The organism is Sphingomonas psychrolutea, from assembly GCF_014636175.1.
GTDB classification, from domain to species: domain Bacteria; phylum Pseudomonadota; class Alphaproteobacteria; order Sphingomonadales; family Sphingomonadaceae; genus Sphingomonas; species Sphingomonas psychrolutea.
Window position 1 is genome coordinate 64,366 of sequence record NZ_BMDW01000006.1, and the last position, 13,272, is coordinate 77,637.

Consider the following 13,272-nt stretch of genomic DNA (forward strand, 5'->3'; position numbering starts at 1 on the left):
CCTGCAGATGATGAGGACACACCCCCATTATACCGGCATGCTCATAATGTCCTTGTAAGCGGACAGAAGTTTGTTGCGGACTTGCAGCGTCGCCTCGAACCCGACCGAGGCTTGCTGGCGCGCCATCATCACCTTGGCGATGTCGATCGTCTCGCCACGATCATAGGCTTCGGACAAGCGCCCGGCCTCGACCTGGCCCTGGTTCACGCTTTTCAGCGCATCTTCCATCGTCGCGGCGAAGCTGGCGGGCTTGGCTTGCGTCGCCGCCGCGCCATCGGTTGCACCAGCACGCGCGAGCGCCTGATTGCGTTCGAGGATTTGCGCGCGCAGCGCCATCACGCGATCGACGCTCATCGCGCCCCCGCCGCCACCAGCGCCACCGATTCCGTCGATGCTCATGCCCATACACTCCGGTTGCCGGCAGCGACGATGTCATCGCCCTGCTCGCGCGCCTTGGCGAGACGGTAGCGCAGCGTCCGCTCGGAAATGCCGAGCCGCTTGGCGGTCTCGATCCGGCTGCCATTGCACGCCGCCAGCGTCTCGCGGATCGCCTGGAATTCATGCATCTGCACGATGTTGCCCAGCGTCGCGGGCGATGCCTGATCGTTTGCCGCGCTCGCTTGAAGCGCCGTCGGTCGATCGAACACGATATGCTCGGCCGAAATCGTATCGCCGCCGGCGAACAGCAACGCGCGCTGCACGACATTCTCCAGCTCGCGGACATTGCCCGGCCAATCGTGGCGCATCAGCAAATCGATCGCCGACCGGTCGGGCCACGGGATCGTCTGGCGGTTGCCGGCGTGGCGCAGGATTAACGTTGCGGCGAGCGCGGGGATGTCCTGCGCGCGCTCGGCCAGCGGTTTGGTCGTCAGCGGAAACACCGACAGGCGATAGTAAAGATCGGCGCGGAAGCGCCCGGCGGCGACTTCGTCCTGCAAATCGCGGTTTGCGCACGCGATGACGCGCACGTCGATCGCTTGCGGTTGGGTGGCGCCGATCGGCACGACTTCGCGCTCCTGCAGCGCCCGCAGCAATTTCGCCTGGAGCTGGAGCGGCATTTCGGCGATTTCGTCGAGCAGCAGCGTGCCGCCATTGGCCGCGCGGAAAAAACCTTCGCCGCCCGAAGAAGCCCCGGTGAAGGCGCCCTTCTGATGCCCGAACAACAACGCTTCGAGCATCGTTTCGGGGAGCGCTGCGCAATTGATCGCGACGAACGGCCCGGTCGCGCGCGCCGAATTCAAGTGGATCGACCGCGCGAGGACTTCCTTGCCGGTGCCGGTCGGGCCGTTGATCAGCACCGTAATATCGGCCGCGGCGACGCGTTCTGCCAAGGCGAAGAGCGCCAGGCTCTCGGGATCGGCCGCCGTCGGCATTTCGGGTTCGGCGAGCAGCGCGCGAACAAAGCCTGCGCCGACCGCTGCATCGGTAGCCTCAAACGAGACCCGCGCCGGATTACCGTCGCGCGACGGCACGATGCAGCGTGCGTCGGTGCCGAGCACGACCGTGCGTGCCGGGGCGGGCGGGGTCTCGCCTTCTGCCACCAGATAGAGTTCGCCGCTGCGCGGCTTGGCGTCGGCGCTGCCGCCGATCGCAAAGCCTTGCGCGCGGAGCGCCGATACCAGCGGATAGTGCTGGCGTAAAATGGCGGCGGATGGGACGATCGAGCGCATTGAATTCCCCCTGGTCGAACAGGGAATGCGGCATCTTTGGTAAACGAGACGTTAAGCACGCTGCCGCAGCGGCAAAGAATTTCCGCATCCGGCAGCGTTGTGGGCGCGAATCCGCTATAAATACGCCGCAACACAGATGTGGTTTGCAAAAGTGCTTAATGTCCGCGGTCGCCGGTCGTTACCACCCTTGGCGGCTCGGCTCTCCGATAGGGGGCGGCGGGATTGCCGAACTACATTGGAGACACACCATGACTGTTATCGGAACCAACGTCGCCGCGCTGCGTGCGAGCAATGCTTCGAACTCGGCGAACGCCGCGTTGCAGACCAGCATCGAACGCCTGTCGACCGGCAAGCGCATCAACTCCGCGAAGGACGACGCCGCCGGCCTCGCCATCGCATCCTCGCTGACCTCGCAGATCAAGGGTCAGAACCAGGCGATCCGCAACGCCAACGACGGCGCCGCCCTGTCGCAGACCGCCGACGGCGCGCTCGGCGAAGTTACCAACATTCTGCAGCGCGTCCGCGAACTCTCGGTCCAGTCGGCATCGGGCACCTATAGCAACAGCGATCGCACCAACCTGCAGGCCGAAGTCACGCAGCTGACGGCGCAGTTGACCGACATTCAGAGCAAGACCAACTTCAACGGCGTTTCGCTGCTGAGCAAGGCTGCTGCAACCGTCAAGATCCAGACCGGTTCTGCCGCAACCGACACGGTTACGCTGAACGTTGGCGGGATTGATCTCGACTCAGCGATCGCTTCGGACGTTTCGACCGCCGCCGGCGCGACGACGGCACTCGGTGCGATCGATACCGCGCTCAGTGCTGTCAACACGACCCGCGCGTCGCTTGGTGCCGGCCAGAGCCGTCTGACCTCGGTCGTGAACAACCTGACGACCAACGTCGCCAATTTGACTGAAGCCCGCAGCCGGATCGAAGATGTCGATTTCTCGACCGAGACGACCAACCTCGCCAAGGCGCAGATCCTCAGCCAGGCCTCGACCGCACTGCTCGCCCAGGCGAACCAGTCGCAGCAGGGCGTGCTGAAGCTGCTCGGCTAAACGAGACCGGCCCTGGCACCCGCCCCCCTATAAGGGTGTCGGGGCCGAGCGGGCTGCCCGTGCCTCCCCTGGCGCGGGACGGTCTAAGAAGAACCCTGGCGGTCCGACAAGGACCTCCGGGGTTTTTCATATCCTATTCAAGGCCAGCCCATTCCGGCACTTCGGCGCGGTGCCGGCCATAATCGATCTCGCACCGCATGAAGCGCGGGTGAAACTCCAACGGGGCCGCGCGATCGTCGATCGTCTTCCAGGCGGAGCAGGTCTGCCCGTCATAGCGGTGCGCGTTCACATCGGGCTCGATGCGCAGAAAATGCGGGGTGAACCCGCGTTCTTTGGCTTGGCTTGTCGCCCAATAGACCGACGACCGGTAGGATTGGTTGATCAGCACCGACAGCGATCGCAGCGCGAGCTTGTCGAACGACCATTTGCCATGCTGCGGCACCAATCCGGCGCGTGGCGGCGGCGTGCCGCCCGCCGGGCAATCGCCCAGTTCGCATGTGCGACCGGCCTCGAGTGTGCCGTTGACCAGAATGAACAGATTCTTCGGTTCTGGCGGGCGCGTCGCGCGGGTTTCGGCCTCGGCCATAATACTCGCAGCTTTTTCCATCAAATCAGCGGAAAAGTCCGAAACGACACCGAAGCGGGCACCGCCGTCGATATACATTTTGCCGTCGATAAACACCGGCAGCGCGGCCATCGGGACCGAGGACGATGCCATCAACACCTCGATATAACAGTCGCGCATTTGCGGGACCTTGCTGAAATCCCCATCGATCCGCGCTTGGGCAAGGTCGGCGACATATTCGCTCGCAGCGCGCGTCAGATCGAAGATATAGGCGTCGCCGCTGTCCATTTCGACCGCGCCGACCAACAAGTGACGCCCGCTCTTGGCCTCTGCGGCAACCGCTTCGAGAACTTCTTGCGTAATCAGCCCGCGTAGTTTTTCACGTAGCGGCATCAGTTCGGAGATCGCACCCTTTTGCGCCAGCGCGAGGCCAGCGCGCGCCTTGGTGATCAGCGATTTGCTCTTGAGGCCGCCCGGCACGAAAACGTGCAGCAAATCGGCTTCCTGCTCGATCGTATATTGACGCGCGATCACGTCGGTCCGGCCGAGAAAGGCAAAGGTCGATTGGAGCGCGCCGGTGCTGATCCCGGTAACGACCGTGAAGCGCGGCAGCCCCCCCGGCGCACCAGCGGCGGCGCGCGCCTTCGCCCAGCCGTCGAGGAAACCCGCGCCGAATGCGCCATTCTGGCTCCCGCCCGACAGGAACAGCATCGACGGGCTCACCGGTGCTTGCGCCGATCCGCCAACGGCCGACGGTCGCACCTGCATTTCGGCCGCGCGCCGGTCATACGATTCGAGGATCCGGTCGTCGAGCGTGTCGCCAGTCTGCGCGGGGCCTACCGTAACGGGGATGCTCGTCACCCGTGCCGGGCCGACGGCATCGATAGCAATGCGCGTGCGGATCGCGCTGCAGCGCGGTGCCGGCCCCGCCGTCCCGGCATATTGCAGGGGTGCGATCTGGCACGCGGACACCCCGGCGGCACACCCCAAAATGCCGAATATGCGCAAAAGCGCGCTGCGCATCGGTGCCCCCAAACTACCGTTTACGCCACGTCCCGATGTCACCCCAGGTCGGCGCCGTCTTGCCCGGCGCCAGCGCTTTGACCCCGCTCGCGGGCGCGAACAGGTGGCACGCGGGCAGTGTTGCGGGATCGAGCCCGCTTACCAATCGCCACGTTTTCGCCGGATCCGGGCGAACAGCCGCGAAGCTGGTGTAATTCTGGCTGACGATCGGCGCATTGGCGGGGGCGAGCGGATAACCCGAGAAATAGAAGGATTGCGGCACTTGCTTGCCGCGGGCGTCGGCCTGGAAGCCATAGCCGAACAGGATTGCCTGGTCGGCGGTGCGGTCGGGACTGGCGCCTGTCTGTACGACCTTGCCGCCGTCCGCCGCGATCCAGAACGAGTAACCCTGCCCGTGCGCGCCGATCCGCGCGCTGTCGCCCGCGCTATACGGCAAATGCGCGATGAAATCGCGCCGTGGCGGGTGGTTGACGGGCGAGAAGAGACACACTGGCGGCATGCCCTGCGGGCGATCCTGCGGATAGGTCACGAAGAACGCGGTGTCACCGAGCGAGATGAACGAGCAGGTGAAATGGTTGGAGATCGGGAAGATCGGCAAGCAGCGCCGATCATAATGCTCCATCATCGCGCCCGCGCCCGAGCGCCCGCGCCACGTCGAATCATAATAGGTCGCACCGTACGATATTTCGTAATCGATCCCCGGGCGCAGCGGCATCGGCGGTCGGCCGCGATAGGGCGGGCCGTATGTCTGATAGTGGTTGAACACCCGGTACATCGTCCATTTCGCCGACCAATAGGTCGGATAGACCGGATCGGCGGGCGTGCCCGGCGCGCGCGGATAGCGGCAATCGGCCGATTGGCACGGACTGGCCTTGGGGTCGTTGTGCACGCCGTAGGTTTGATAGGTCTGCGCACTCGCGAGCGACCCCAACGCCGCCATCGCCACCGCTCCGCCGATCCGTTTCAAAGCACCGATCATCGCCGCGCCTCCCCCTTGGCCGAAGATCGTTACGTATCCCTGCGGGTAGCAAGAGACAATGCGCGATCCGCCCGGATTGGTTCTTTTGCTGCTCCCAAGGCCGTGACCGCCGCCGGTAAATTTGCCACATTACAAACGGGTGTCGGAGGGGGCGAACACATGAACGTTACATCACGGAATGGAATCGGTGCCACGGCGCTGGCGGCCTTGGGATTCGTCGGCTTGGCGACCGCCGCCCACGCGCAAACCGGAAGCGAATCGAGAGACTCCGCACCGATCCCCGAACCGATTGTCGTAACCGCATCGCGCACCGGCCAGGATGGAGCCGCATCGACCGCGACGATCACAGCCGAGACGATCGCGCGCCTGCAGCCGCCAACGCTGCTCGATGCGCTGAACGATGTTGCCGGGGTGCGTGCGGTGTCGACCAATGGCGTGGGCGGGGGCAGCTTCGTTTCGATCCGCGGCGGCGAACCCAATTTCACGCTGGTGCTGGTCGATGGCATTCGCGTCAATAATGCGACCAACAGCCAGGGCGGCGCGTTCGATTTCACGCTGCTCGACCCCGGCTTGGTCGCGGCGGTCGAGGTCGAGCGCGGTCCCGCCTCGGCAATCCACGGGTCGGATGCGCTGGCGGGCGTCATCAACATCCGGCTGCGTGACCCGCGGCGCACTTCGACCGAGGTGACCGGTCGCGTCACGGCGGGCAGCGACAGCGAACGGGGCGGGGGAATCACGCTCGCGCACGGATGGAAAAGCGGTGGCCTGCTGCTCGGCGGCGCGGGCTATGACAGCGGCGCGAGCGATGCCGGATCCGACGTTCAGCGCGGTCAGGGCATTGCGCGCTTGCGCCAGCGCATCGGCGGCTATGACGCGACGCTGCTGGGGCTTTACGCGACGAACGACCACCGCGCCTTTCCGCAGGATAGCGGTGGCCCGAACCTGGCCGTGAACCGCGCGAAAGAAGCGGTCAGCGGGACCTTGCTGACGCTCGGCGCGGCGTTGCGCCGAAGCCCGGAGGCGGCGGTGCGGCCGAATCTCTCCCTCAGCTGGTCGCAGCAGACCGACCAGTCGGCCACCCCGGCGATCGCGCGCGGGATCCTGTCAGCGGTGCCGGCGATCACCGCGCGCAACCGGCTGTCGCGGCTCGAGGCGATCGCGGATGTGACCGCTACGCTCGGGCCGCTTACCGCCACGGCGGGCGCTGCGCTGCTCGACGAACAGGGCCGCAGCACGGGCACGATCGATTTCGGATTCCTCCTGCCGACCGACTTTCGCATCAATCGCCGGACGCTGAGCGGCTTTGCCGAGGCGACGCTGCGCCCCGGAGCGGGGTTCACGCTCAATGCCGCCGGACGCTACGATTCGGTACGCAGCGGACCGCAAGTCTGGACCGGTCGCGGCGGCGTGGCGTGGCAGCCGAACGCGCACTTGCCGACGTTTTTCGCGCGCTATGGCACGGGCTTCAAGCTTCCCAGCTTCTACGCGCTCGGCAACCCGCTCATCGGTCGGCCCGGACTGCGGCCTGAGCGCAGCCGTGATTGGGAGGGAGGCGCGGAATGGACGCGCCCGCAATATCGCCTGCATCTGGCCTATTTCGACAACCGCTTTCGCGATCTGATCGATTTCGATCCACTGAGCTTTGCGCTGGTCAACCGCGACCGCGTGGCGGTTACCGGGGTAGAGGGCGAAGCGACGCTGCGCGCCACGCGAAACCTCGACCTATCGGGGGCGCTGACCTGGCTAAGCATCGACAGCCCGACCCCGCTGCGCAATCGTCCGGACTGGCAAGGCAATGTGCGGCTCGCGTGGCGCCCGCTGCACCACGTCGAGCTAAACGGCGCAGTGCGCTTCAATGGCGATGATGCCGATAGCTCGGTCCCGACCGGATTGGTCGTGACGCGCGGCCGAGCGCAAGCGGATATCGGCGCGCGCTGGACTGGCGCGGGCGGGGTCGGGGTGAGCGCGGTTGTGCGCAATCTCGCCGACAGCCGCGCCGAAACCGCGGTGGGGTTTCCCGAACTTGGGCGACGGCTGCTCGTGACCCTGATGGTCGGCGGGCGCTAACGCGTGGCTCAGAAGTCAGTCCCGAGCGTCAGTGCCGCCCCCGAACCGGGGCGCGCATCGCCCGCCACGCGTTGCCGCCAGTCGACCGGCATTATGTAGCAAACGCACCAAGGGCGATGCGTTCCGCATCGTGCGCGGTGACGTATGATGCCATTTAGCGTGTCTGCTTTTTTTGCGGCGATGCTGGCGATGGCATCAAGCCATTATTACCCGGTGGTTAGCTACATGGAGGTTTCGGAGCATCAACCGAGGCTCACGGAGGTTAATACCTCTATTATCCGGATCGGAAATACGAACAACTCTGATAGTATGATGCCGCTCGCCAGTCAGTGGAGAAGCGTAACCACAAGCCAAAACGAGATTAAAATAGGTACCCATTTCGTGCGCGGGGTACATATTCACGTAAGCATACCATTTACCGCTTATGGTGTTTTCCCCATGCGGCCCAATGGTTCCCTCTCCGCCTCCTTCTGCCGGAATACGGCGGGCGGCGGCTTCAGCGTGGGCGGTATAGTCAATCTCTGTGTAAAGTTCGTGGAAACCTGCTCCGCATGTGGCGTCAATAGCGGGAGAGTTCCCAGAGTTAATCAAGGTATATTCGAATTCGAAATTTATCATTCCGCCATCGATGGCGCATTTCGTGATTTTTATACCTTCAATGGATATCCACGGACGCTGCCCAATCATGGCAATATCGTTGGATTTCTTCATCGCATCGGTTGCCAAACCGGTATCTTCCACGGCGCGACGGGTAAGAACGATCTGCTGATAAAGCAGGACGGTCCCGATCGCGGTAACGATAGCGCTCAGGCCAGCGATCAGGACTGCGTAAAAAGCCCATACCGCGCTCGCCTCTTGAGCAGCGAGGTCGCGGCGTTCCTTCTCCTCAGTATTGTTGGGATCGGGATTGCTTACGAATCGTTCCGCGAAGCTGGGAAGCCCCGCGCGTTCAAATTGAACCTGTTGCCGCTGGCAGGGATGCTCGGTGGCGCATGCCTTGGCAGCTATTCTCTTCTCATGCTCGTATTGGCTATCAGCTAGCGCTAGCGAAGCAAGGGCTAGGCATCCGACAACCGTAGCGACGATGCCCCAATCGCTTCTAGACATTGTACCAGGAACACCGCTGTAAATTTACCCCGTGCCAGCTTGTTCCTGATATTTGGCTCTGAGTCCACGACCCCGATCGCCGCCAGCTTTTCCACGAGCTGCGCATAGGTCACGTTCCGGCGTTTCAGTTCTGCCTTAAGCAGCCCCTTCACCTTGGCTTCCCAAACCGTATCTGACATCAAAAGCACTCCGTTCGTCGCAAATGCACTCATATACGATACGTTCGCCCTTGCATAGAGTGCGTCATTGCCACTATATCCGATGCATAAGCACTGGATACGATGACAATGCAACATTTTCTCCTCTCTGCCGCCGCCCGCACCTTGAGCCTCAAAACGGTTTTCAAGATGGGCGAAGATGCCGCTTACGAGGCTTTTCGCATGATGCGCTGGCCGGATGGCGAAGCGACGTGCCCGCGTTGCGGCTGTGCAGAGACGTACTCGATCACCACCCGCAAGCGCTTCAAGTGCGTCGGTTGCCATCACCAATTCAGCGTCACGAGCGGCACGATCTTCGCCAGCCGCAAGCTGTCGTACACCGATCTGCTCGCCGCTATCGTGATCTTCGTGAACGGCGCTAAGGGCGTGTCGGCGCTTCAAGTCAGCCGCGATCTGGACGTGCAATACAAGACGGCTTTCGTTCTCTCGCACAAGCTGCGCGAAGCGATGGCGCTCGAAGCGCAGGGCCGCGTTCTGGACGGCGTGGTTGAAGTCGATGGCGCATACTTTGGCGGTTACGTTAAGCCCGCCAATATCAAGTCAGAGCGCGCCGATCGTCGCACCCGCCTTGCACAGTCAGGCAAGCGCCAGTCGGTCGTGGTGATGCGCGAGCGCAAGGGCGACACGCTTACGTTCGTCGGCACCCGCGAAGCCGAGGGCGTCGCTCTGGTTGCTAAGCACGTCGAAGCTGGCACGGTCGTTCATGCCGATGAAGCCTCGCACTGGGATGCCCTGCACGCCCGTTACGAGACGTACCGGATCAACCACAGCGAGGCTTACTCGCTCAACGGCGCTTGCACCAACCAAGCGGAGTCGTTCTTCTCGCGCCTCCGCCGCGCCGAAGTCGGTACGCACCACCACATCGCAGGGCCGTATCTGTCGGCTTACGCTGGCGAGATGGCATGGCGCGAAGACAACCGCCGCGTCGCCAACGGCGAGCAAGCCGGGATGGTCGTTCGGTCGGCTATGGTATCGCCAGTGTCGCGCAAGTGGGCGGGGTATTGGCAGCGGGGGGCTTGATATAACGAAATCGTTATATGACCTGCGGACGGACTAAAACGGGCGGAACAGCCCTAGAACACCCCCGATTTGCCGATTTAAGACCCGTACGGCGCATATGAATCAAAAACTAACAAACTGCCTGTGGCGCTGAAATGGCGCTGTACGGGGCTGTGAGTCGATTCAGGGCTTGGCGAGAGCGCGTTTATGGCTTACAGACAAAAGCGAGCCGGAAGGAGCTACCAACTCCGACCGACTCGCTTGTTGTTGTTGTTGTCTTAATACCACCTGCTTGGGCCAGCAGGCAGCGCCGTGATCACGAGGGCCTTACTAGCCTTTTTGGTTCATTGCGTCAACTCTGGCTCGAGCTTTTTTTAGAAAGCTCAAGTCTATGAAACGCAAAGCATCGCCTCCAATCACGCCTGAAATGGCGGCTCATATCAAGTTCCTGATCAAGGAACGCGGCTTGTTTCAACATCAAGCGGCGGCGCTACTCGGCGTCAATCAAGGCCGTGTGTCGGAACTCGTAAACGGGAAAACGCATCCCGAAGTGCCCCCGGCACAAGGTTCGTTCCCCTTCTAAGAACTAGGGCGCGCCGTGCGATGGCGCGCCCATTCATACCAACCGCCACTCCAGTTCCGCCCCGCTCCCATACTTAGCCCCGGTCACGACACCCCGCTTGCGCAGCCGGTAAAAGGCATCCGCCGCGCGCTTCCGCATAAGCGTCATGGCAACGCGGTCGCGCGGGTCGATCTGGCGCTCTGCACTTAGCGCCGCCGCTGCCTCTAACGTTCGTACAGGCCCGTCAGAGCGCCGTAGCAAGTCCAACAGGAAGCGTTGCAACTCCGTCGTGCCGTCCGCTGCTACAGGCGCTCGCTTGCGCTCTGGCAGATCGGACGCGGTGAGGCCGGGGCTGAATACCAAAACGGCGCGGTCTATCGCCTCTAGCGATGCGGCGGCATCCTCCCAACGCTGGCGGTGTGTCTCTACCTCGCACGCCAGTTCCGCCCGCTTGCGCAATAGCCCCGATAGGGTCTGATCGTATCCGTCCTGCATATGATGACATTAGCGGTTGCGGGCGGTTACAAACAGTGTAGACTTGGTGCAATTGCTACATAATACCGCAGTCGACCGAGACGCGCAGCCGCTGCTTGCCGAGCGGGAGTGTAGCGCCGAGCGTGGGGCCGAGATCGAGGCGCGCCGCACCGCGTTGCGCGCCGCCCCACGCGCCCGCGCCCAGATCGACTCGCACGCCGCCAATTGCGCCGAGCGGATGCGCAACGCGCGCGGCGCCGTCCGCATAGGGTTCGCTCCCCGCGCGGCGGATCACCCCCGCTTGGCCATAGGCCTCGAGCCGGAAATCGAGCGGCAGCGCGACCGGACCAACGCCACCGACCACGCCGAGCGCCGGGCCGCTGCGCCCGCCATCAAGCGCGAAACGCTGTTCGGCGACCAGTCGGACGGGGAGGCGCGACGGCTGCCACTCCACGCCGAGCGCCGCCTCGCGCAGGCCGCGCCCGATCGGAGTGGTGACGCGCGCCGCCAGCGCGAGACGATGCCGACGATCGACCAGATAGGCGATCCGCGCGCCCGCTTGCGCTCCGCCGAGCTGCCCGCCCAGCCCGCCCGGCGCGATCCCCGCGCCGCCGCGCGCGACCAGCCAGGCACTGCCCGACCAGCGCGACGGCAGTCGCTTCGGTGGATCGCGCGGAATCGGACGCGGCACGCCGGGGAGCAAAGGATCGGGTTCCTCGACGGGCACCGCATCGCCGAAGCGCACCAGCCCGAGCAAGGCAAGCGCGACGCGCGTCGGATCGGCGCTGCGACGGCGGAACGAAGCGAAAGCGGCGCGCGCGCGCGGTGGCGCGGTCTGGTGGCCCGATCCGGATCGTACGGCGTCAGGCGGCGCGGCGGGTCGAGCCAGAATGGCGGCGACCGGAAACGGCGCGAGCGCGCGCAACACCTCTGCTGGCGGTTCGAACTGCGGCCACAGCATCACGACGCGAAGACCGATCCATCCGCAGAGCACGGTGCCCAGAAAACGCAGCGGCCTGCCCTGCCCCGGCATCAAGCGTCGCTTGGCTTGCGCGCAATGGCATCGTCCGGAAAGACGTGGGCGGTCTTGTCCCAGATCAACGTGCCGCCCAGCAACGAGCGGACATACGCGGTGACCGCGCGCCGTGCCGCCAGCAACGCGACCAGATTGCCGACCAACACACGCGGCAGCGACCACAGCGCCTCACGCCAGCCATAGGCCTGCCCGGTGAACAACGCGCGCGACGCGAGCCGCCAGCCGAGCAGCGTGGCGTTGACGCGTAACAGCACCTCCATCGGCCGCGACAATGGCGGCGCAGGCACGCCCGCCACCGCATGCACCAGCTGCGAAGCGCCCCATGCCACCAGCGCGACATAGGCCACCGCCAACACCAGCACCGCAAGCGGCGCGCGGCGGTCGCGCATCCGCATCCAATGTTCGCGCCAGTCGAGCGTGCGCGTCCAGCCAATGCGGTCCCACCCGGCCAGCGCAATGCCCGTCATCCACCGCGCCTTTTGCCGGACCGCCGCGTCGAGCGTCGCGGGGAAAAACGCGCGCACTGCGACCAACGGTCCGCCCGGCCGCTCACGCACCCGCGCCAGCACACCGGCACCGCCAAGCCCCGCGATCCGCAGGCCCAGTTCGTAATCCTCGGTCAGCGATCCGGCATCGAACGGCAGGCCGCCCTGCGCCGCCGCGATCCGATCGAGCATCGCACGGTCGATCGCGCAGCCGACCCCGGCCAGCGGCAATCCCGCGCCAAGCGCCTGCCGCACGACCAGATTTTTCGCATGCGCCTCTGAAAATTCATCGGCATAATGGCCCGATATCAACGTCGCTGCCGGGTCGATCAACGGCAGCACCGGCACTTGCACGACCGCATAGGTCCCGATCAGCGCATCGAACACGCGTAGTTCGCCGGGGTGCACGACATCCTCAGCGTCGTGGAGCACCACCGCCGCCGCACGCCCGCCGTCGCGCGCCTCCTCCCGTTGCAGCGCGCGCCACAGCGTGTTGAGGCAATCGGCCTTGGTCGTCGGGCCGTCATGCGCGCCGATCACCAGCCGAACGCGCCGATCATCCGCCGCCACATCGGCCACCGCTGCGATCGTCGCGCGATCATTGGGATAGGTACCGACATAGAGCCGATAGTCGGGATGATCGAACCGCACGAGGCTCGCACGCAGCATCGGGCCGATCACGGTAGCCTCGTCCCATGCGGGAACGAACACAGCGATCCGGCGCGGCGAGGACGTATAGCGATCGAGCAACGCGGGGACGGCCCGCGCCCGCCGTCCGCGCGCGGTCCCGCACCACGCCAGATCGACCGCCAGATCATCCAGCCCACCAATCAGAAAACCAATGGCTGCGAACAGCATCGTCTCGCGCGTGAGCGCATCGAGCGCCGCCTAAGCCCAATCTGCCCCCACCCGACGCGCTCCCCTCGACCGCTCCCGCGAGTCGCTCTAGACAGTTTTCAACATCCGTGGCGATCGGGCAAATATGCGACGAAATGTTCCATTCGTCGCTATACTGGCACGCTTCGTCGC

General features: G+C 64.5%; 12 protein-coding genes and 1 pseudogene. 5 read left to right on the forward strand and 8 right to left on the reverse strand.

Annotated elements, in window-relative coordinates:
- Positions 1–27: 27 nt before the first annotated feature.
- Together fliE and IEV62_RS06395 are read right to left on the reverse strand one after the other, a co-directional pair.
- The gene (gene fliE / locus IEV62_RS06390) at positions 28–399 is read right to left on the reverse strand and encodes a flagellar hook-basal body complex protein FliE (RefSeq protein ID WP_188446031.1); all 372 of its coding nucleotides are present in this window, start codon (positions 397–399) and stop codon (positions 28–30) included.
- Positions 396–1,670, reverse strand: coding sequence for a sigma-54 interaction domain-containing protein (locus IEV62_RS06395; protein WP_188446032.1), 1,275 nt, complete (start codon positions 1,668–1,670; stop codon positions 396–398). Before IEV62_RS06395 ends, fliE begins: the two co-directional genes overlap by 4 nt.
- Positions 1,671–1,918: 248 nt before the next feature.
- Between IEV62_RS06395 and IEV62_RS06400 the strand changes: the two genes are divergently transcribed.
- The gene (locus IEV62_RS06400) at positions 1,919–2,728 is read left to right on the forward strand and encodes a flagellin N-terminal helical domain-containing protein (RefSeq protein ID WP_188446033.1); all 810 of its coding nucleotides are present in this window, start codon (positions 1,919–1,921) and stop codon (positions 2,726–2,728) included.
- A gap of 133 nt (positions 2,729–2,861) precedes the next feature.
- On the opposite strand, the gene IEV62_RS06405 is transcribed toward IEV62_RS06400, so the two are convergent.
- Positions 2,862–4,316: a patatin-like phospholipase family protein gene (locus tag IEV62_RS06405; RefSeq protein WP_188446034.1), complete on the reverse strand. Its 1,455-nt coding sequence runs from the start codon at positions 4,314–4,316 to the stop codon at positions 2,862–2,864.
- Positions 4,317–4,329: 13 nt separating this feature from the next.
- The gene (locus tag IEV62_RS06410) at positions 4,330–5,295 is read right to left on the reverse strand and encodes a hypothetical protein (protein ID WP_188446035.1); all 966 of its coding nucleotides are present in this window, start codon (positions 5,293–5,295) and stop codon (positions 4,330–4,332) included.
- A 159-nt stretch (positions 5,296–5,454) separates the two neighbouring features.
- Between IEV62_RS06410 and IEV62_RS06415 the strand changes: the two genes are divergently transcribed.
- Both IEV62_RS06415 and IEV62_RS06420 read left to right on the forward strand, forming a co-directional pair.
- Positions 5,455–7,362, forward strand: coding sequence for a TonB-dependent receptor plug domain-containing protein (locus IEV62_RS06415; RefSeq protein ID WP_188446036.1), 1,908 nt, complete (start codon positions 5,455–5,457; stop codon positions 7,360–7,362).
- A 144-nt stretch (positions 7,363–7,506) separates the two neighbouring features.
- Positions 7,507–8,403, forward strand: coding sequence for a hypothetical protein (locus IEV62_RS06420; RefSeq protein ID WP_188446037.1), 897 nt, complete (start codon positions 7,507–7,509; stop codon positions 8,401–8,403).
- A gap of 17 nt (positions 8,404–8,420) precedes the next feature.
- Here IEV62_RS06420 and IEV62_RS06425 read toward each other — a convergent pair whose 3' ends face one another.
- Positions 8,421–8,648 carry a DUF6471 domain-containing protein gene (locus IEV62_RS06425; RefSeq protein WP_188446038.1) on the reverse strand — a complete coding sequence of 76 codons (228 nt, stop codon included), beginning with the start codon at positions 8,646–8,648 and terminating at the stop codon, positions 8,421–8,423.
- Positions 8,649–8,756: 108 nt separating this feature from the next.
- Between IEV62_RS06425 and IEV62_RS06430 the strand changes: the two genes are divergently transcribed.
- Positions 8,757–9,707, forward strand: coding sequence for an IS1595 family transposase (locus IEV62_RS06430; RefSeq protein ID WP_188446039.1), 951 nt, complete (start codon positions 8,757–8,759; stop codon positions 9,705–9,707).
- Between the two features lie 370 nt (positions 9,708–10,077).
- Positions 10,078–10,269 (forward strand): XRE family transcriptional regulator, encoded by a 192-nt coding sequence (locus tag IEV62_RS06435; RefSeq protein ID WP_188446040.1) that lies wholly within the window; start codon positions 10,078–10,080, stop codon positions 10,267–10,269.
- Between the two features lie 33 nt (positions 10,270–10,302).
- Here IEV62_RS06435 and IEV62_RS06440 read toward each other — a convergent pair whose 3' ends face one another.
- The 3 genes and pseudogenes from IEV62_RS06440 to IEV62_RS06450 all read right to left on the reverse strand — a co-directional run.
- Entirely contained in the window at positions 10,303–10,743 is a 441-nt protein-coding gene (locus tag IEV62_RS06440; RefSeq protein WP_188446041.1) for a hypothetical protein, read from the reverse strand.
- Between the two features lie 55 nt (positions 10,744–10,798).
- A complete protein-coding gene (locus tag IEV62_RS06445) occupies positions 10,799–11,755 on the reverse strand; it encodes a hypothetical protein (RefSeq protein ID WP_188446042.1) in 957 nt (318 codons plus the stop codon).
- Positions 11,755–13,125, reverse strand: a pseudogene (locus tag IEV62_RS06450) (glycosyl transferase family protein); the annotation flags it as partial. The pseudogene IEV62_RS06450 and the gene IEV62_RS06445, both read right to left, overlap by 1 nt.
- Between the last annotated feature and the right edge of the window lie 147 nt (positions 13,126–13,272).

Bases quoted from the DNA above. Each gene is read 5' to 3' on its own strand.
- IEV62_RS06395 (WP_188446032.1), bottom strand. From the start codon at position 1,670: ATGCGCTCGATCGTCCCATCCGCCGCCATTTTACGCCAGCACTATCCG.
- IEV62_RS06430 (WP_188446039.1), top strand. From the start codon at position 8,757: ATGCAACATTTTCTCCTCTCTGCCGCCGCCCGCACCTTGAGCCTCAAA.
- IEV62_RS06415 (WP_188446036.1), top strand. From the start codon at position 5,455: ATGAACGTTACATCACGGAATGGAATCGGTGCCACGGCGCTGGCGGCC.
- IEV62_RS06435 (WP_188446040.1), top strand. From the start codon at position 10,078: ATGAAACGCAAAGCATCGCCTCCAATCACGCCTGAAATGGCGGCTCAT.
- IEV62_RS06405 (WP_188446034.1), bottom strand. From the start codon at position 4,316: ATGCGCAGCGCGCTTTTGCGCATATTCGGCATTTTGGGGTGTGCCGCC.
- fliE (WP_188446031.1), bottom strand. From the start codon at position 399: ATGAGCATCGACGGAATCGGTGGCGCTGGTGGCGGCGGGGGCGCGATG.
- IEV62_RS06440 (WP_188446041.1), bottom strand. From the start codon at position 10,743: ATGCAGGACGGATACGATCAGACCCTATCGGGGCTATTGCGCAAGCGG.
- IEV62_RS06400 (WP_188446033.1), top strand. From the start codon at position 1,919: ATGACTGTTATCGGAACCAACGTCGCCGCGCTGCGTGCGAGCAATGCT.
- IEV62_RS06410 (WP_188446035.1), bottom strand. From the start codon at position 5,295: ATGATCGGTGCTTTGAAACGGATCGGCGGAGCGGTGGCGATGGCGGCG.
- IEV62_RS06425 (WP_188446038.1), bottom strand. From the start codon at position 8,648: ATGTCAGATACGGTTTGGGAAGCCAAGGTGAAGGGGCTGCTTAAGGCA.
- IEV62_RS06445 (WP_188446042.1), bottom strand. From the start codon at position 11,755: ATGCCGGGGCAGGGCAGGCCGCTGCGTTTTCTGGGCACCGTGCTCTGC.
- IEV62_RS06420 (WP_188446037.1), top strand. From the start codon at position 7,507: ATGATGCCATTTAGCGTGTCTGCTTTTTTTGCGGCGATGCTGGCGATG.